The organism is Sphingomonas sp. CFBP8993 (assembly GCF_034044895.1).
Lineage (GTDB): Bacteria > Pseudomonadota > Alphaproteobacteria > Sphingomonadales > Sphingomonadaceae > Sphingomonas.
The window spans coordinates 539,725-557,469 of the sequence record NZ_JAXCWU010000001.1; the positions used below are offsets into that span (position 1 = coordinate 539,725).

10 protein-coding genes are annotated in these 17,745 nt (G+C 67.2%); 3 read left to right on the top strand and 7 right to left on the bottom strand.

Features of this window, described 5'->3' with window-relative positions; all coding sequences use genetic code 11:
• Both SOM26_RS02460 and SOM26_RS02465 read right to left on the bottom strand, forming a co-directional pair.
• Positions 1–1,545, bottom strand: coding sequence for a tryptophan halogenase family protein (locus tag SOM26_RS02460; RefSeq protein WP_320451135.1), 1,545 nt, complete (start codon positions 1,543–1,545; stop codon positions 1–3).
• A 68-nt stretch (positions 1,546–1,613) separates the two neighbouring features.
• A complete protein-coding gene (locus SOM26_RS02465; protein ID WP_320451136.1) occupies positions 1,614–4,637 on the bottom strand; it encodes a TonB-dependent receptor in 3,024 nt (1,007 codons plus the stop codon).
• 234 nt (positions 4,638–4,871) lie between these two features.
• On the opposite strand from SOM26_RS02465, the gene SOM26_RS02470 reads away from it, so the two are divergent.
• Together SOM26_RS02470 and SOM26_RS02475 are read left to right on the top strand one after the other, a co-directional pair.
• On the top strand, positions 4,872–5,561 hold the full coding sequence (locus tag SOM26_RS02470) for a SapC family protein (protein ID WP_320451137.1): 690 nt from the start codon (positions 4,872–4,874) through the stop codon (positions 5,559–5,561).
• Positions 5,558–6,562, top strand: a complete 1,005-nt coding sequence (locus tag SOM26_RS02475) for a cupin-like domain-containing protein (RefSeq protein ID WP_320451138.1) — start codon at positions 5,558–5,560, stop codon at positions 6,560–6,562. The genes SOM26_RS02470 and SOM26_RS02475 overlap by 4 nt, the downstream gene beginning before the upstream one ends.
• Here SOM26_RS02475 and SOM26_RS02480 read toward each other — a convergent pair.
• Positions 6,559–9,024, bottom strand: a complete 2,466-nt coding sequence (locus SOM26_RS02480; protein ID WP_320451139.1) for a glycosyl hydrolase 115 family protein — start codon at positions 9,022–9,024, stop codon at positions 6,559–6,561. The genes SOM26_RS02475 and SOM26_RS02480 overlap by 4 nt on opposite strands.
• 116 nt (positions 9,025–9,140) lie before the next feature.
• Between SOM26_RS02480 and SOM26_RS02485 the strand changes: the two genes are divergently transcribed.
• A complete protein-coding gene (locus tag SOM26_RS02485; RefSeq protein WP_320451140.1) occupies positions 9,141–10,379 on the top strand; it encodes an SGNH/GDSL hydrolase family protein in 1,239 nt (412 codons plus the stop codon).
• Between the two features lies 1 nt (position 10,380).
• Here the strand turns inward: SOM26_RS02485 and SOM26_RS02490 are convergent, their stop codons facing one another.
• From SOM26_RS02490 to SOM26_RS02505, 4 genes are all read right to left on the bottom strand, one after another.
• A complete protein-coding gene (locus SOM26_RS02490) occupies positions 10,381–12,780 on the bottom strand; it encodes a TonB-dependent receptor (RefSeq protein ID WP_320451141.1) in 2,400 nt (799 codons plus the stop codon).
• Complete coding sequence (locus tag SOM26_RS02495) at positions 12,777–13,715, bottom strand: FecR family protein (protein WP_320451142.1); 939 nt, start codon at positions 13,713–13,715, stop codon at positions 12,777–12,779. The genes SOM26_RS02490 and SOM26_RS02495 overlap by 4 nt, the downstream gene beginning before the upstream one ends.
• Positions 13,712–14,206, bottom strand: coding sequence for an RNA polymerase sigma factor (locus SOM26_RS02500; RefSeq protein WP_320451143.1), 495 nt, complete (start codon positions 14,204–14,206; stop codon positions 13,712–13,714). Before SOM26_RS02500 ends, SOM26_RS02495 begins: the two co-directional genes overlap by 4 nt.
• Before the next feature lie 140 nt (positions 14,207–14,346).
• On the bottom strand, positions 14,347–17,496 hold the full coding sequence (locus tag SOM26_RS02505; protein ID WP_320451144.1) for an autotransporter outer membrane beta-barrel domain-containing protein: 3,150 nt from the start codon (positions 17,494–17,496) through the stop codon (positions 14,347–14,349).
• Between the last annotated feature and the right edge of the window lie 249 nt (positions 17,497–17,745).

Consider the following 17,745-nt stretch of genomic DNA (forward strand, 5'->3'; position numbering starts at 1 on the left):
TCAGATCGTCGGCAAACCCCGCTCCACGATCTTGCGGATCAGGTCGCGATGTTTGGGCAGGCCCGCCAGCAACCGCCCGGTCTGCACGTCATTCTCCCGCCGCGCCCGCTCGGCGGCGATCGCCTCGGCGATCAGGCTGCCGGGCGCGATGTCGGTGCGCTGGCCCATGCCGTACAGGACATACTGGTAACTGGCGGAGGGGAAAACCTCCTCCACCCGGTCGAACTCGTCGTGCATCCACGGCGCTTGGTAACGCCACAACTCCATCAGCTCCTGCAACCGGTCCGGCATCGTCTCTGGCCGACAATTATCCCGCCAGAAGTCGCTGTCCGTCCGCTGGGTCAGCGCATAGTGCAGCTTCAGGAAATCGACGATCCGCCCCCAGCGGTACAGGGTCGTCTCGTTGAACCGCTTGGCGACCGTGTCCATCACCTCACGACAGGCGGGCATCTGCTCGGCGATCAGCTTGGCCGACAATTCGATCAGCACGATGGCCGACGCCTCCAGCGGTTCCAGGAAACCGGCGGCAAGGCCAACGCCGACACAGTTGCGCTCCCAGAAACGCGTGCGGTGTCCGGCCCGGATCTTCAGCTCACGGAGGGGCAGGTCGCGCCCCGCCTCGCCCAGATAAGCGCGCAGCTCGCGCTCGGCTTCGTCGTGGTCGATATGACTGCTGGAAAACACATGGCCGACCCCGCGCCGGGTCGGCAGGCCGATGTCCCAGATCCAGCCCGAGGATTGCGCGGTCGAAATGGTGTGCGAGGCGATCGGTGCCTCGGGATCGTTATAGGGTACCTGGATCGCCAGCGCGGTGTCGCAGAACAACACGTCGTTCAGCGGCTTGAACGGCACGCCCATCGCCTCCCCAAGCAGAAGCGAGCGAAAGCCGGTGCAGTCAACGAACAGGTCGCCCGTCACCTCGCCCGCCTGTACCGTCCGAACGGCCCGGATGTCGCCGCCCTCGGTCAGCAGCACCCCCTCGACATTGGCGAGCACATGGCGAACGCCCAGTTGCTCGCAGCAATGGCGGCGCAGGAAGTCGGCGAATTTCCCGGCATCGAGGTGATAGGCGTAATTGGCGATCGCCTCATATTCCGGCGTCGCGATGGTCTTGGGCGCAAGCCCCGCGTCGCAAATCCGCCCCTGCGGCGTGACCGCGTCGCAAAAACTGACCTCGCCCTCCCCCGTCAGCCAGTGCGGCGCGAGGTTCACCTGTCCGAAATTCTGCGGCAGCATCAGCGGGTGATAATAGCCGTCATCGGCCACGCCGGTGGTCCAGCGGTTGAAGCGCGCACCCTGTTTGAACGAAGCGTCGCACTCACGAAAGAACGCCGTCTCCGACACGCCCATCTTGCGCAGCGTCGTCCGCAGCGTCGGCCATGTCCCCTCGCCCACCCCGATGATCGGAACGTTCGGAGATTCGACCAGAGTGACGGTGAAGCCATGCGGCCGCCGCCCCTGATGCCGGGCAGCGATGACGCCTGCGGTAAGCCAACCGGCCGTACCGCCCCCGACGATCACGATATTCTGAACGGGTCGAACCATGGATCAGTAGGTCCAAGAAGCGGTGGGGATGTCAAGCCGCGGCCTGACATCCCCACCCCCGGCCATCGTCAGAAACGATAGCGCGCACCGAGCGTGAAGCGCCGGCCATAGTCGAACACGTCGAGCAGCTGGTTCTTGAACCGGCCATGCGTGCTCTGCTTGTTGTTGTTGACGTTCAGGATTTCGCCGAAGATCGAGAAGTCCTTCGTGACGTCATAACTGCTGGTCAGATCGATCTGGAAGCTTTGGTTCACGAAGGTCGGCTCGGCACCATACGCCCCGGTATTCTGATTCTGGCCGAAGCCCGCCAGATACTCGTCCCGCCAGTTGAGCGCCGTGCGGAACTGGAAGCCGTTCTTGTCGTAGAAGCCGACGAAGTTCGCCGAATTCGCCAGCCCCGTCACCGCGAAACCTGTCTGCGAGATATTGGTCGCGTCATAGGGCTTGTTGGTGTCGACCAGCGTCGCGTTCGCCTGGAAGCCGAAGCCGCTGTCGCCGAACACCTGCTGCCAGGCGATCTCGACGCCGCGCACCGTCGCGTTCGGTCCGTTGATCTGGGCCGAGATGGCAAAGCTTGCGGGCTGGCCGGTGGTCGGGTCGATCACGCCGTTCACCGTCTGCCGCGCGACACCGCCGACGATGAAGTTGCTGACATTCTTCAGGAAGAAGTCGACCGCCAGATACGAGTTGCGCTGATAGTACCATTCGGCCGCGATATCGAAATTGTCCGCCAGATAGGGCTGGAGATTGGGGTTGCCGCCGCTGCCCGACAGCGCGCCGACGCGCTGGCCGATGCCGACGTTCAGCACCGGGTTCAGCAGGTTGAGGCCGGGACGGGTCAGCGTCCGCGATGCGTCGAAACGCAACTGCAGATTGTCTGTCACCTCCAACCGCGCATCGACCGATGGCAGGACATAGGTGTAGCTGTTGCTGCGCGACACGGGCTGCGTACCCGAGAAACCTATCGTCAGCAGCGTCGGGTCGGTCGTGCTGCGGGTGATCGAGATCGGCTGGCGGCCCTGCCCGATCGAGCGCAGGCGCGTATTCTCCGTCCGGACACCGAAGGCGACGTGCAACGGCATTGCGCCAATGCGACCTTCCATCGCCGAACTCAGGAAGAAGGACAGCGTCTTTTCGTTGACCGTCAGGATGCTGGCCGGGTCGACCGCTTCGCTGAACTGGCCTCGGAAACCCAGCAGACCGTTCGACGTATCGTTAGCCGCAGGATAGTTGAAGCCTGGAATATTCTGGGCATAGGGATTGCCGAGCCCCGACAGATAGGCCTGATAGGCCTGCGGGCTGTAGATCAGGACCGATGGCGGCAGGCCGCCGCTGAACCCGGAGATGAAGTTGTTGAGGCTGATCGAGCCCTGATAGAGGTTCGACGGCAACGGCGACACGCCGCCGCCCTGACCCGAAGGGGCGCCGTAACCCGAATAGGCCTGCCAGAAATTGTTGGTGAAGGTGCTGCGGTTCAATAGTTGGAAATTGTCCTCGACATACTGGCCGCCCAACTTCAGCGTGATATTGTCTTCCTTCCACGTCGCCACGCCGCGGAATTGCTTGAGTTCGTCGGTGTTCTGCTGGGTCTGATTGACCGTGACGTGCGAACCGATGAAGCTGGGATCGGCCCAGTTCGCGGCGTTTCCGGCCGGACCGAAATTGCTGATCGTCGGGAAGGCCTTGTTGCTGTCGCCCGTGATGTTGAAGCCGAGGTTGGTGCCCAGGCGGCCGCCATAGCCGATATCGCCATTCTGGCTGCCGATGACATTGCCGGGGTTCAGCCAGCTCTTGGCATAGGCACCGTCCGCCTCGACCGTCAGCTTCTCAGTCACGTCCCACTTCACGTTCAGGCCGGTCTGGTTGGTCTGAAGGATCTGGCGGTTATGCGCCGAGGTGAAGTCGGTGGGCGAGCCCGCCTGGGTAAAGCTGACTGCGGTGCCGTTGGCATCCTGCTTGACGTTGCGCAACGACTCCTGGCTGAACCAAACGCCAAAGCCATAGACGTCGGTGTTCAGCGTCTGACGCGAGAAGTTGTTGTCCAGCGTGACCATCAGGGCGTCGGACGGATGCCATTGCAACGCGATACGGCCATCGACGCGCTCGTCCTGCACGCGCTGCTGTTCCGCGCCGTACTGCTGCGGGAACCAGCCGGTCAGGCTGCGGACCTGGGTGGGGTCGGTGGTGCTGCTGCCCGGATTGCAGACGGTGGCAGTGCTGCCCTGCAACTGACACGGGGCAAAGCCGTTGCCCGGCCAACCCGACACGAAGACGCGGTTGGTATCGGTATCACGCCGGGTGTAGATGAAGCTCGACAGGATACCGATCGTATCATCGGCGAAGGTATCGCTAACCAGCGCGCCGAGCGTTGGCACCACACGACCCGCGCGATCCTGCATCGAGCCCGAGGCGCTGACCGCCGCGCGGAAGCCGGGATGGTCGAACGGCTTGGGGAACTGGATGTCCACCGTCGCACCGATCGAGCTGGACGCCAGCGAGACGTCCGGCGTCTTCAGAACGCTGATCCCGCCGATGAAATCCGAGCCGACGGTGCTGAAGTCGATCTGGCGACCGCCCGTTGCGGTCGAGATGCGGCGGCCATCATACAGGGTGGTGTTGAAGTCGCCACCAAAGCCACGAACGGTGATGCCGGTCGGCTCGCCGCGCGCACCAGACCGCTGGATCGAAACGCCGGGCAGACGCTGAAGCGAGGCGGCGACGTTGGAATCTGGAAATTTACCAATGTCTTCGGCGGAAATCGCATCGACCACGCCGGTCGCGGTGCGTTTGATGTCAAGGTTGCGCTGGAGCGAACTGCGCAGGCCGGTGACGATGATCTCGCCTTCGGTCACGCTGCCGTCCGGGGCCGGGCTGTTGTTCTGGGCGCTCGGCGCGGTCGCCTGATCCTGCGGCGTTCCGGCTTCCTGAGCGGAGGTCGAGTTGGCTTGGACGGGCACGTCCGGGCGGATGGCACCGGTCTGTGCAAAGGCGGTACCCGGCGCGACCATCGCCAGCGCCATCAACGGTGAAACCCCGGCCATCAGGCCACGGCGCGAAACAAGTGCCGCCACGAACGCAGTGCGTGCCACCATTTTCCCCTCTCCTACATTTTGCCCCTGGCCGATCGGTTTTGATTCACCGTACCGAACATTCGATATGCTCATGTTAGCGGTATAACAAGCCCGCGACAAGTCGTTTGTGCCGCGCTACTCATCCGCCTTGACGACGGGCGGACAGGCACGGACAAGGAACCGATGCCGCCGCCCGCCCCGCCGGATATCTGCACCGGTCGGGGTCATGGAATGGATGCGAGAGGACCGACGATCATGGCCGACATGGAATTGCTCGACAGCGCACGACACGGGGCCCTGCGCGTGTCCGCCGCGCCCGACGCGACACGCCATTTCGTGCAGCTGGTCGCGGGTGAGTTCCTGGCCGCCGCGCTGCATTATCCGATCCTGTTCGCCCGCCATCCCGAGACGGGAGACCTGTATCCCGGCGCGCTGATGGGATTGGTGCCGGAGGAAAACCTCTGCCTGGGGCCCCAACGCACCCTGACCGGCTATCGCCCCGCCGATCTGGAGCGGCAGGCCTTCTACGTCTCGGGCGAGAATATTGCGATCGATCCGCGCCATCCGGCGCTCGGCCAGCCCGATGGTGCCGCCCTGTTCGAGGGGGACGGCGGCGCGGCCCCTGCGCTGCGGCGTATCCAGAATGCATTGCGGACGCTCCATACCGGCCTGCCGGAGACCGACGGCTTCATCGCACGGTTGATGGCCAACAAGCTGGTCGAGCCGATCGAGCTGAGCTTTCAGTTCGACAATGGCGAGAGCCTGCGCCTGGACTCGCTCTACACCATCAGCCTGGATGCGCTGCACGCCCTGTCCGATGCGGCGGCGCTGACGCTGTTCCGCAACGGCGATCTGCAACTCATCTATGCGGTCGCGGCCTCGGTACGGCATATCCCGTATCTGGCGGCGCGGCGGAACGACCGGTTGAGCGGGCTGGTCCAGTGAGCGGCGGGGCCGTCGAGATCGATCGCGCGCTGCTGGTCGACTCTGACGCCTTTCGACAATGGGTGGTCGAACCTTGCCGCCCGGTGGTGATCCGGGGGGCCGTCGCCGACTGGCCACTCGCCCGCGCCGCGTCCGGGGACAACGGGCTGCGGACCTATCTGGCTCAGTTCGACGCGGGGCGGCAGGTCGATGCCTTTGTCGGCGATGCCGCGATCGCGGGCCGATATAGCTATACGGACGATCTGGCGGGCTTCAATTTCCGTCGCGAGGCCATGCCCTTCGCCGAGGCAATCGGGCGCATCACGACCCCGCGCGACACCGGTGAGACGCTTTATGTCGGCTCGCTGCCTATCCCGATCGTCCTGCCGGGGCTGGCCGAGGCGAACCCGCTCGCCTTCACGCCGCCCGGCGTCGCGCCGCGCATCTGGATCGGCCATGGATCGACCGTCGCCTGTCATTACGACATGATGGACAATCTTGCCTGTGTGGTGGCAGGCGAGCGCCGCTTTACCCTGCATCCGCCCGATGCCATTGGCGACCTCTATGTCGGCCCGATCGACCATACGATGGCGGGCCAGCCCGTTGCCCTGGCCGCAGAGGCCGCGCCCGGCGATCCGCGCTATCCCCGGTTCGAACAGGCACGGGACCGGGCCATCACCGTCGATCTGACGCCGGGCGACGCGCTCTACATGCCCAAGTTATGGTGGCACCGGGTCGAGGCGCGCGGCGCCTGCAACATCCTGGTCAATTACTGGTGGGACGCTTTTCCGGTGGCGCCCGATCCGCCCTTTGCCACGATGCTGCTCGCCATGAGCGCGATCGCGGCACGGCCGGAGGCGGAGCGGGCCGCGTGGCGCGCCTGGTTCGACCATTATGTCTTTCGGCCCGATGGCCATCCGCTCGCCCATCTGCCCGAAGCGCGCCACGGTATCCTGGGTGACAGCTCGGAAAACGCCAAGTTCGTCCGGGCCCATGCCATGCGGCTGCTGCGCGGCGGCTAACCCGCGCGGAGCGCCAAGCCCTCGACCACCACCTCGGGATCGACCAGCCACAGGGTCACACGGTGCTGGCCCGCCACCAGCGACGGCAGCGACGTGGTGGCAACACGCCGGTTATCGATCACCGACCGTTCCCAACGGGCCTCGTTCTCACCTTCCATCAGGTTCAGGATGACCGGCGCACCGTTATCGATCGACACCGCGATCCGGTGCCGTGCTCCGCCCCGAACGTCCAGGCCGGGCGCGGCGATGACGTCGAGCTTGGCCACGCCGCCACCCTTCCAGGTGACGTCATACACGATGCGCGGCGTATCGCCGCCCGGCCGTTCGATCGCGGGCGCAGTGGTCGGCGTCGCGACCATCGCGGCCCCTTCGGCGGTAAAGTCCGCCACGCGTTGCCATTTGATGCCACGCCCACCGACGGCGCGTCCGGCATCGGCGGGGATCAGAGCCGGTCGCGACCCGCTTGGGGCGGGTAGCGACAATGGCCGTTCCCTGGTGGCCAGCGCAGGCATGATGTCTCGGTCGGGCTGTTGCCAGCCGGTATAGCCGATATGCGTCTGGGCCATCATGCTGGTCCACTTGCCGCCCGCCGTCCGCTCCTCATAGCGTCGCCGGATGATCGCATCCTGCGCGAAATAGCGCCGCGCATCATCGGCCGCACGTGCGGCGTCGGCATAGCGCCCCGCATCGACCATCGCCCTATTGGTCGCCACCGCCAGATACATGCGATGCAGATTGGCCGTCGCCTCGATCCGGTGGAGGACCAGCTCGTAATAGGCGTCGCGCCGGTCGGCGGGGACCAGGCGCTCGAGCCGACGGGCGTCGTTGTCGAGCGCGTTCCACTGACCGGCAACGCGGTTCCATTCGCCGTTCTGGAAGTCATAGCTGGTTGCGTCGAGCAACTCGGGCTTGCGGCGACTGGCGAGCTGGCCATAGCGGGCGATCAGTGCGCCGATCGCGGGGCCCTGGCCCGCGCCGAACTGCTGCGTGGCCCAGCGCACCGGATAGGCCTGCATCGCCGACAAATCCATCCGCGCCGGGTTCCAGGCCATGTCGAGGAAGAAGCTGGTCGGATATTCCATCGGCTTCAGGTCGCCGACATTGACGATCCACAGCCGGTCCGCGCCATAATCCGATGCCATGCGCATCTGTTGCCAGATACGCGGGACGGCATTGGTGTCGAGCCACTTATAGTTGCGCGGCCCCCCGACATAATCGAAATGATAATAGACGCCCGCCCCACCGGCCCGCCTGGAGCCGGGCGGCGGCAGGCGGCGGATATTGCCCCAATTGTCGTCGGCGAACAGCAGGGTGACGTCGTCGGGAACGCGCATCCCCTTGTCGTAATAATCCTGCACTTCCTTATAGAGCGCCCAGACCTGCGGCGTCTCGGCCGCCGGGCGTTTCGTCACGTCGGTGATGATCCGTCGCTGGTCGCGCACGATCCCCTGGAGCAGTTCGATCGCGGTGCCCTCGGTCATCGGTTCGTCGCCGTCGCCGCGCATCCCGATCGTCACCGGGTCCTCCGCCTTGCCGCGCCGCTCGATCCCCTTGCGCCAAAAGGCCTGAAGAGCCGGTGCGTTCTTCGTATAGTCCCACGGGCCTTTGCCCTCTCGCTTCCAGTCGGCCTGCGCGCGCTGCATCGGCTCGTGGTGCGAGGTGCCGAGCAGCACCCCCATCTCCTGCGCCAGCGGGGCCGAAGCCGGATCATCCTCCCACAGCGACTTGCCCCACATGGCGGGCCACAGGAAATTGGCCTTGGATCGAAGCAGCAGGTTGAAGACCTTTTCATAGGCCAGGTGATTGACCCCACCGAACTTCGCCCGCGCCCAACCGCCGAAGCCCGGCTCTTCGTCGTTGATGAAGATGCCGCGATATTTCACGACCGGATGATCGGCGACCCGACCCGCCGTCAGATAGAGTGTCGGATGACGTTGCGCCGGCACATCGGCCCACCAGGTCCATGGGCTGACGCCTGCCTTGGCACTGATGTCGTACAGGCCAAAGATCGTGCCGCGCCGGTCCGCACCGACGATCACCAGCGCACGACCGACACCGGGTAGCGGGTTGTCGACGACCTGCTCGACATAACCCTCCCACTGTCCCGGCAGCCCATGGACGTCGAGCTTGCCCGCCTTGACCAGTGCGTCGATCACCGGGCTGTGACCCAATGTCCCGGCGATGATCGACACATTCCCACTGGCGGTGTCGATCAGACGAACCTCGCCGCCGCCGACCGCCTTCAGATCGGCGACCAGATCGGCTGCGGCGCGACGGACGCCGGGTTCGTCGTTCGGATCGACGAGCACGCCACCTGCGCGTCCGGGCGTCAGCAGCGCCAACGCACCCGGGCTCGCCCGTTCGCACGGGGCCACCGGTCCGGCGCAGTCCGACTGCGCGGCCGAGGCCACACCCGGCACGAATGCCAGCCACGCAGCGGACCATAGCAGGTGACGCATCATCTCTCTCCTTGCCCGCGCACTCGACGCGATCGGGGCCTTCTCGTTTGCCTTGGATCGCGTTATCGCTACCATAAGGCTAGGCCGCAAGCGCCGAGTGACGGATGGAAAGGATGAGGATGAAGGCACATCGCTTGGCCGCGCACGCCACCGGGCTGCTGGCGCTGTCACTGCTGGCGGCGATACCGGCACAGGCGCAGGGCGGTCGCTGGACCCCCGCCTGGGGCGCGTCGCAGATGCGCGTGGATGGTGCCAATGCCGACAAGCTGGCCAAGGCGGGTCCCGCCACGATCCGCCAGTTCGTCCGCCTGACCGCCACGGGCAAGACGATCCGCCTTCGCGTGTCGAACCTGACGGGTACGACCCCGCTGCGGATCGGCGCGGCCAGCATCGGCCTGGCGACGACCGGCCAATCGAGCGTCGCTGCACCGGTGCCGGTCCGCTTCGATGGCCAGGCCGAGGTGATCGTGCCGCCGGGCGCCGACCTGTATTCCGATCCGGCCGCCCTGCCCGTCCAGGCCGGAGCCGATGTGGCGGTCAGCCTGTTCTTTCCCGACGCCGTCACCGCCCCGACCGGCCATGCCGCCGCACGCGGGACCACCTTCCTGATCGCGGGCGATGCCACGCGCCGCACCACCGTGGCCGATGCGCAAGGTATCGGCGGGTGGTGGAGCCTGTCGGATGTCGAAGTGCAGGATGCGGTTCAGCGTCGGACGATCGTGACGATCGGCGACTCGATCACCGACGGCTATGGCATTGCAGACAACAGCAATGCACGCTGGCCGGACGTATTGGCCCGCCGTCTGGCCGCCGTACCGACGACGCGTGGGTTCTCGGTCGTCAATGCGGGCATTGGCGGCAACCGGGTGCTGCTCGATGGGCTGGGCCCCAATCTGATGGCCCGGTTCGACCGGGATGTGATCGCCCGCCCGGGCGTCAGCCACGCCGTCCTGCTGGAGGGGGTCAACGATCTGGGCGTGCTGACCCGCGAACATCCGGTAGATGCCGCCGCGCATCAGGCGATCGTTCGCCAGATCACCGGTGCCTATCGCCAACTGGCCGAGCGTGCGCACGCGCATGGCATTCGCCTGATCGTCGGCACCATCACACCGTTTCAGGGCAGCGACTATTACCATCCGGGCCCGGAGACCGAAGCGGATCGCCAGGCGATCAACCGCTTCATCCGTACGTCCGACCTTTTCGACGGGATGATCGACTTCGATCAGGTGGTTCGCGATCCCGCAAGGCCCGATCATCTGCGCCCCGCCTACGACTCCGGCGACCACCTCCATCCGAGCATGGCCGGATACCGGGCGATGGCAGAGGCGGTGCCGCTGTCCCTCTTCACCCGGCCCTGAGCTAGAAAGCCGCGTCCAGCCCGATGCGCAGGGTTCTCGGGCGGAGCGGCGTCACCTGATCGCGTCCGGTGGTGAACGGTGTCCCGAGCGCAAAGCGGTTGCCGCGTGTATCGGCCAGGTTGGTGATCCCCGCCGTTACTCCGAACGCCTCGAAGCCCAGGCGCGCGGTCAGTCCGCTGTCAAGATAATTCCCCTGCAACTCGCCCAGCATCGGCCCGACCCCCAGCCTGGACGCGCCGACATAGCGCAGCCAGCCATCGACCCGCAGGTCGCGTCCCCCCGCTATCGTGCCGTGATAGACGATGCCCGTCCGCCCCGTGATCCGGGCGATGTTGGGGATCTGGCTCAACCGCGCGAGGATCATGGCGCGATCGGCGGCCTGCCCGTCCATCAGGGCAAAGGCCCGCGCATTCGACGGCTCGTCGATATGACTGTCGTTATAGGAGACCGCCGCTTCGATCCGCAGCCCGCGGGCGATGCGGGCGCCGGCCAGCGCTTCGAGGGTCCAGAGCTGGCCATCACCGATATTGGCGGTGCTGGGCAGGCCCGTCGCGTCGATGAAATCCGCCTGGATGTCACGCCACGATGTATGCGCCAGCGTCAGCGATGCATCGAATCGCTCCCGGCCTAGCCGCCCGGTACGCAGGCCTGCCTCGATGGTCGAAACCCGGTCATTGCGGAAACGGCGGACCAATGGCCCTTCGATGGTCAGCCCGCCGGGACGGAAACCCTGCTGATAGCGCAGGAACAGCTGCGCCCCCGGCGTCAGGTCGATCAGTGCGGAGGCGGAGGGCAAGAGGATCGTCTGCGCGCGCCGGGCCGTCACCTCGCGCAACCGCGCCAGCGCCTGGAAGGACAGCGCGGCGGGCAGGTCCTCGCCCGCGCCGTCCAGCACCGATCGGGTGACGCGCAAGCCCCCCGTGGTCAACAGGCCGGGCAGCAGCCGCAGGCTCGCCTCGCCGTATAGCGTCGCCTCCTCGACGGTGTTGACGACGCCGGTGCGCGGCACCAACTGCCCCGGCTCGCCGAACAGCCGGGTCAGGCGCGTGCGATTGTGGACATAGCTGAATCCCGCCAGCCACCCCGATCCGTCGGGCGCCGAATGCCAGGCGCGTGTCTCGTTCGCCTGCATCCGCGTCGCATTGGCTTGCGCGAACAACTGGACCGGACCACCCGGCGGGGTCGCATCATACCGCTCCATCAGGTCGTGCGCGGTGACGCCGCTGCTCGAACGAAAGCGGACCTGCCCCAGCCGTCCTGACACGATCAGCTGCGCCTGCCCGAAATCGGCGGAGAAACCTTCGGTGACGGGGGCCGAGCGGGTGAGCGGCGGGCCGTCGCGATCCGCATATTGGCTGTCCGCGCCACGAATCCGCTGGCCGATACCGATCGCCTCGATGCTCCAGCCGCCGCCAAGCTCGGCCTTCACGGCCGCGCGACCACCGGCAATTCGCGTCCGGTTGACGTCGGTGCGGCCGAGCAACGGCTTGTCGATGTAACCCCCCTCGCTTGCCGTATCGGCGACCAGTCGTACCGCCAGCCGGTCGGCCACGATGGGCAGGTTGAGCACCGCCTGCGCATCGCCGCCCGGTGCTCCGCCGGTCGTCGCGGACCCACCCAGGCTGACCGATCCCCCGGTGCGGGTCGGGTCGGGCGCGTTGGGCACCAGCCGGATGAGCCCGCCCAACGACCCCGCGCCGTATAGCGTACCCTGCGGCCCCTCCAGCACCTCGACCGCCGCCAGGTCGGCCAGCCGCAGATCGGGATCGGGCGCGTTGTAGCTGAGCCGCAGGTCCCCGAAATACTGGCCGACGGTCGCCTGGGTCGGCCCGGTGAAGCTGGAGTCGGCGATACCCCGGATGAAAAGCTTGTTGCGCCCGGCCCCCAGATAGGTCGAGGCGATCACCGTCATCCGGTCGGCCAGCTTCGATGTTCCACCAGCGCCGCCCAGTTCCAGTTCAGCCCCCGCCACCTGCACCACCTGCCCGGCGAAATGATCTCGGGTCGTGTCGCGCTTGCTGGCCGTCACCACGATATCGCCACCGGAGACGTGAGGCGGCAGCGATACGGGCGGGCGGCGCGCGATACGGGGCGCGTGCGTGCGCAGGCGCGGGGTCAGCCGCCACGCGCCGCGGCCCAGTGGCTCGACCCGCGCCCCGCTACCCCGCGCGATCACCGACAGCGCCTGCTCCACAGACAATCGGCCGCGCAAGGGCGGCACCGGACGGCTCCACAGCCCGGCATCGGGCACGGAGATGTTGGCCCGCAACGCACGCCCCAGCGCCATGACCTGCGTCCCCACGGTCCCGGCGGGCAGGTCGACCGGCACACGCTCGTCCGCCAGCGCGGGTGCACTGGCGAACGCGGCTATCCCGACGATCCCGCCCCCCGCCAATCTCACCCGCGCGGTTCCAGCGTCCAACCAGCGGCATCGCGCCGCACCCGCACCTCCATCAGCGGCCCCAGCAGCGCCGGATCGCGGCGGACGGCCTGAAGGTCGATCACCCCGCGAAACGGCCGGGCCGCAATGGCCGGAGCGACCGACACCGGCTCTCGCAGGAAGCGACTCAGGTCTTCGGCCACTTCGCTGAGCGGCGCACCGTCAAAGGCCAGCCGCCCGTCACGCCAGCCGCCGACATCACCCGGATCGACCGCCGCGCGTATCAGTCGATCCTTCTCGACCGTCACGCCCTGCCCGGCGTCGAGGCGCAACGCTGCACCCTTCGGATCGACCATGACGGCCCCCTCGGCCACCGCCACGCGCGTTTGCCGCGCGCCCATCCGCACATCGAACACGGTGCCCAGATCGACCAGGGCGACGTCGCCCGCCCGCACCGCGAAGGGATGCCGGTCGTCATGCATCACCCGGAACAGCGCCTCGCCCCGCTCCAGCACCGCCCGGCGGGGATCAGCGTGATCCAGCGCGATACGGCTGCCCCCCGCCAGCGTGATGACGCTGCCATCGGACAGCGGCACGTCGCGCGTCTCCGCAGCGGCCGTCTCGACGGCATAGGGTCGTGCCCGGTCCTGCCACGCCTGCAACCCGATCGCGCCGACCAGCGCAGCGGCCGCCGCCCCACCGATCCAGCGGAGCGCACCGCGCCGACGCTCGACCGGCTGCGGCTCGGCGAGCAGATCGGGATGCGCGGCCAGCGCTTCCTCCGCGTCCAGCAACGTCGCCGCCATCCGGTCATAGCGCTCGACATGCGACGGATCGGCTTCCAGCCAGACGGTAAAGGCATCCCAGTCGGCATGCGCCGGGTCCGCCATGCGCAGCGCCCAGTCGAGTGCCTCGACATCGACGCCGGGGGCGGGAGAATATCGGTCCTGGCTCATCCGATCTGATCCTTGAGCGCGGCGATGGCCTGGGCAGCCAGGCGGAGGTCGCTTTCGACGGTGCTGATGCTGATCCCCCATTCCTCGGCGATGCGCTTTTGCGGGACGCCCTCGATCCGCACTCGCCGAAAGATGGTGGCAGGCCGTTCGCCCAGTGCCGCCAGCGTCGTGGCGATCCGCTCGGCGGTCTGGCGCGCGACGAGGGCGCGTTCGGCCGCCGGTGGCTCAGGGCCGCCTTGCTCCTCCACCCAGTCCTGTTCGCGCCGTTCGGCCTGACGGCGCGAACGATAACGGTCGACCATCAACATGTCGGCCGCGCGGTAGAGATAGGCCAGCGGATTGGCGATCGGCCCGTCCATTCGTCCCGCCAGCTTGACCCACAGGTCTTGAACCAAATCCTCGGCCGCATCGCCCGCACCACGCACCGCGAGGAAGCGGACGAGCTTTTCGCGATTGGCGAGGAAAACGGCCTCAATCCCGGTGGGCGACATGGATGGAACCGGCGAAAATGGGAGGGACTGGCGTGGCTTAGCCGAACCGGATCCCTGTGAAAAGGAGCCCCACCGGGACGCGTGGTGGGGCTCCGATCGACCGCGTGCGCTACAGGGGGGATGCACGCGGGCGAACTCGCCTAAAAGGCGAACTGAAGGGCCGCGCGCGCCGACAGCGCGACGTTGCCGAGACGTTGTTCGGCATTGACCTCGCCGCTCAGGCGGATCTCACTGGTGCCGGTGATCGCCCGGACCCTGCCGACCCAACCTCCGTCGCGGGCCTCGGGGTCGAGGATGAAGGGGGTGCCGTCACCGAACCGCGCGATCGTGCGGCCCAGCGTCCCCGCGACCCGTTCGCGTCGTCCGCCCTCGATTTCCAGGCGGCTCCACTGGGCGTAGCGATTGTCGCCGCCGAAGTTGATGCCCGCCGCCACGCTGGCGGTCAGCGCCAGTTCGTCGCTGGTCCGCTTGGCGACGGTCAGGTCGTAACCGGTGCCGCCGCCCACTTCGCGATAACCGTCCTCGTTCAACCGATAATAGTCGACGGCCAGGATCGGGCGCACGTTGAACTGACCGACCCAATGCTCCCAGGAGACCGAGCCCGAACCCGAATAGAGCATGCCGTTCCAATCGGCGGTCGCGCGGCGCTGTACCGCCTCGGTGCCGACCACGCCGTTGAACTGGCGCTGCGCATCGAAGGACAGGAACGCCGCCGAACCCCGCGCCTGCGCCGCCAGCGCACCCCAGCGGGCGCGCCAGAAACCGGCCAGCTCATACTGGCTGTGGTTCACGCGGTTGACCGCCGATCCCTCATTGTCGCGTCCGCTCATATAGGACAGCGACACGCCGAAATTGCCCGCCCGGGTCTTGTTCTCGATACCGCCACTGAGGCCCCAGCCGCGTACGTCGTAACTACGGGTCGAACGCGTGCCCTTGGAAGCATCCCAGCCCAGCGGGCTGAGCCAATAGCCCCATTTGCCCTCTTCGCTGAACTCACCCGCCGGTTCGCGTAGTTGTGCCGCGGCCGCGCGCGAGGCCAGGGTCACGCCCTCGAACAAGCTGCCAGTGTAGTTGGGCAGCATCTGCTCGACCGCTCCCCGGAACGCAGCACCGTCATAAAGTCCACGGATCGCGTCGGACAGCTTGGCGTCGCTGCCGATCGCGGCGTCGATCGCGTCAAAGGCGCTGACCCCGGCATTGCTCAGGCCCAGTTCGGTCTTGGCCTTGCGAGTGACCTCGACCGCAATCTCATTGGCCTGCGCCGTGACGATCGCGCCCTTGTAGAGGAAGGGCATGGCGGACGCGGCGAGCGTCAGATTGCCAGCCCCGGTCAATGTCCCCGAGCGCAGGACGACATAGCGGCCGGTCACGTCCGTACCACCCGAAACGCGAAGCGCCAGTTGGCTGTTCGCGCCGATCGTGGTCGCACCGCCGACCTGGATCAGGTTGCCGGTCGGGTTCGCCTTGTCGAGTGCGACGCTCAGTATCGACTGGTCGCCCAGGCTGAGCGAGGCGATGTTCGTCACGCCATTGGCGGCGAAGGTGCCGCCGCCGCTCGCGACCGTGACCGCGACATGCGCGGCGTTGGTCAGGCGTCCGGCAAAGATGCCCTTCCCCGTGATCGCCACCAGGTCCTGGCCGCGCCCGGAAAAATCCGCCACGCCGTCGAAGCGCGCCGTATCGGCGATGGTCAGCGTGTCCGCCCCGGTGCCGAAGGTCGCGGTGCCCGCATAGGTGCCCGTCCCACTCATCTCCAGCCGGTTGTTGCCGGTCCCGAAGGTCACGTCACCACTGACCGCGCCTGCACCGACCTGAAGCCGGTCGTCGCCGCTGCCGAAGCGGATGGCGCCGGTGATCGTCGGCGCGGTCGCCCCGGCGGCGGGTGCGATCTGGCGGATGATCGCGCCGGCGCTATTGGCGGACAGGTCGATCGCGGTGCTGCGCGAACTGTCGGCACCAGCGCCTGCGATCGCGCCGGCATTTTCGACCAGGGTCAGGCCGCCGGTACGATCTAGGATCGCCGTCGCGCTGGCCCCCGTCGCGGTGGCGCGGATCGCGCCCGTATTGCGGATGGTCGGCACCGATGCGCCGGTGTCGATCAGCACGGCAGTGGTCAGTGCGGTGGGCGCGCCGCTGCCTGTGGCGGTGACCGAGCCCCCGACCGTCAGGCCGGGCGTGGACGCACCCGCGCCGAAGCGGATCGCGGTGGCCTCTGCTCCGGTCGCGGTCGCCTGCACCGTCCCGCCGACCGACACGCCCTGCGCGATCTGCACCGTTCCGCCCAGTCCGCCGATCGACAGCGCCGTCGCGCGTACCCCGCTATAGACGCCGATGCCCGTTACCCGGCCGTTGACGACCAGACCGGCCGCAGGCGTGGCCCCACCCGTCGCACCGATCAGGACGGCGCGGCTGGCCGAGCCGATCTGCATCGCGGGGGCCGCGCCATTCGAGATCAGGTCCGCCGCCTTGCCGGTCGTATTGCCCAGGGTGATGCCACCCGCGACGTTTCCGCCCACGACCAGTGCCGAACCGCCCTGAAGCAAGTCGTCGGGGTCGAGCTTCGAGACGTTGGCAGGCGGCGTGGTGTAGCGATAACCGGTCGAACCGATGCCGCCCTCGACGATCAATGCGCCGCCGATGTCGCCGTCGACCCGTGCGCCGACCGCGCCCTCACCCACCGCGACGATGGTGCCGCCGAGCGTCACATTGCCCGTCACGGCGCCGGTCCGCACGCCGACCGAGCGATCGCCCAGCATGTTGATCTTGCCCGACTGGGTGAGGTTGCCGGTCAGCGGGCCGTTCAGGAATATTCCTGCCGAGTCGTTGCCCTTGATCGTGATCTCGCCACTATTGGCGATGTTGCCGGTGAACCCGCCCGCCGTGCGGATACCGGTCCGCCGCGCGCCCTGCGCAAAGGGGCCGTCCAGATCGCCGTCCTTGTCGATGTCGGTCGGCGTATAGGTCTCGTCCAGGATGATCTTGCCGCTATTGGCGATGTCCCCGGTCACGCCCGCCGCCGCGCCAATCCCGATCGCGTCGTTCGCATCGGTCGTCTGGATGGTTCCAGCATTGGCCAGCTTGTTGTTGCTGTCGATCGTGACGGCCGTGCCGCTGCCGCTCGTCACGACGCTGCCTGCCGCCACGATGCTGATATCGGCGGCGGCCCCGTTGTTGATGGTGGCGGTGCGGACGGGCGTCGTCCGCTTGGTGTCGATCACGGTCTGGGCCGAGGCGGCCGTCCCCGCCGCCAGCGCGAGCGTGGCGGTCGAGGCGAAGAGCAGGCGATGCACGGATAAGGTCCCCTTGATATACCTTTGCCCCCCAGACGGAGCCGCGACGCCAAACCCTTGGTGGCCGGATTAAAATTTTGTCAGGTATGCGTGCGGGTGTTGACGATTGCAGCGCGCGGGATCAGAGGGCGGCGCAGGCGTGGGAGCCCCCGCGCCGTTCCAGAAAGCGAGAACATGTCCAGCGACAGTTCCAGTAGCGCCGCACGCCTCGGGCTCGTCCGCTAGTTTCGCAACTGGCTTTCGTCCGCC

Excerpts from the sequence above, each read along its gene's own strand:
- SOM26_RS02460 (WP_320451135.1), bottom strand. The coding sequence starts at position 1,545 with ATGGTTCGACCCGTTCAGAATATCGTGATCGTCGGGGGCGGTACGGCC.
- SOM26_RS02465 (WP_320451136.1), bottom strand. The coding sequence starts at position 4,637 with ATGGTGGCACGCACTGCGTTCGTGGCGGCACTTGTTTCGCGCCGTGGC.
- SOM26_RS02470 (WP_320451137.1), top strand. The coding sequence starts at position 4,872 with ATGGCCGACATGGAATTGCTCGACAGCGCACGACACGGGGCCCTGCGC.
- SOM26_RS02480 (WP_320451139.1), bottom strand. The coding sequence starts at position 9,024 with ATGATGCGTCACCTGCTATGGTCCGCTGCGTGGCTGGCATTCGTGCCG.
- SOM26_RS02485 (WP_320451140.1), top strand. The coding sequence starts at position 9,141 with ATGAAGGCACATCGCTTGGCCGCGCACGCCACCGGGCTGCTGGCGCTG.
- SOM26_RS02495 (WP_320451142.1), bottom strand. The coding sequence starts at position 13,715 with ATGAGCCAGGACCGATATTCTCCCGCCCCCGGCGTCGATGTCGAGGCA.
- SOM26_RS02500 (WP_320451143.1), bottom strand. The coding sequence starts at position 14,206 with ATGTCGCCCACCGGGATTGAGGCCGTTTTCCTCGCCAATCGCGAAAAG.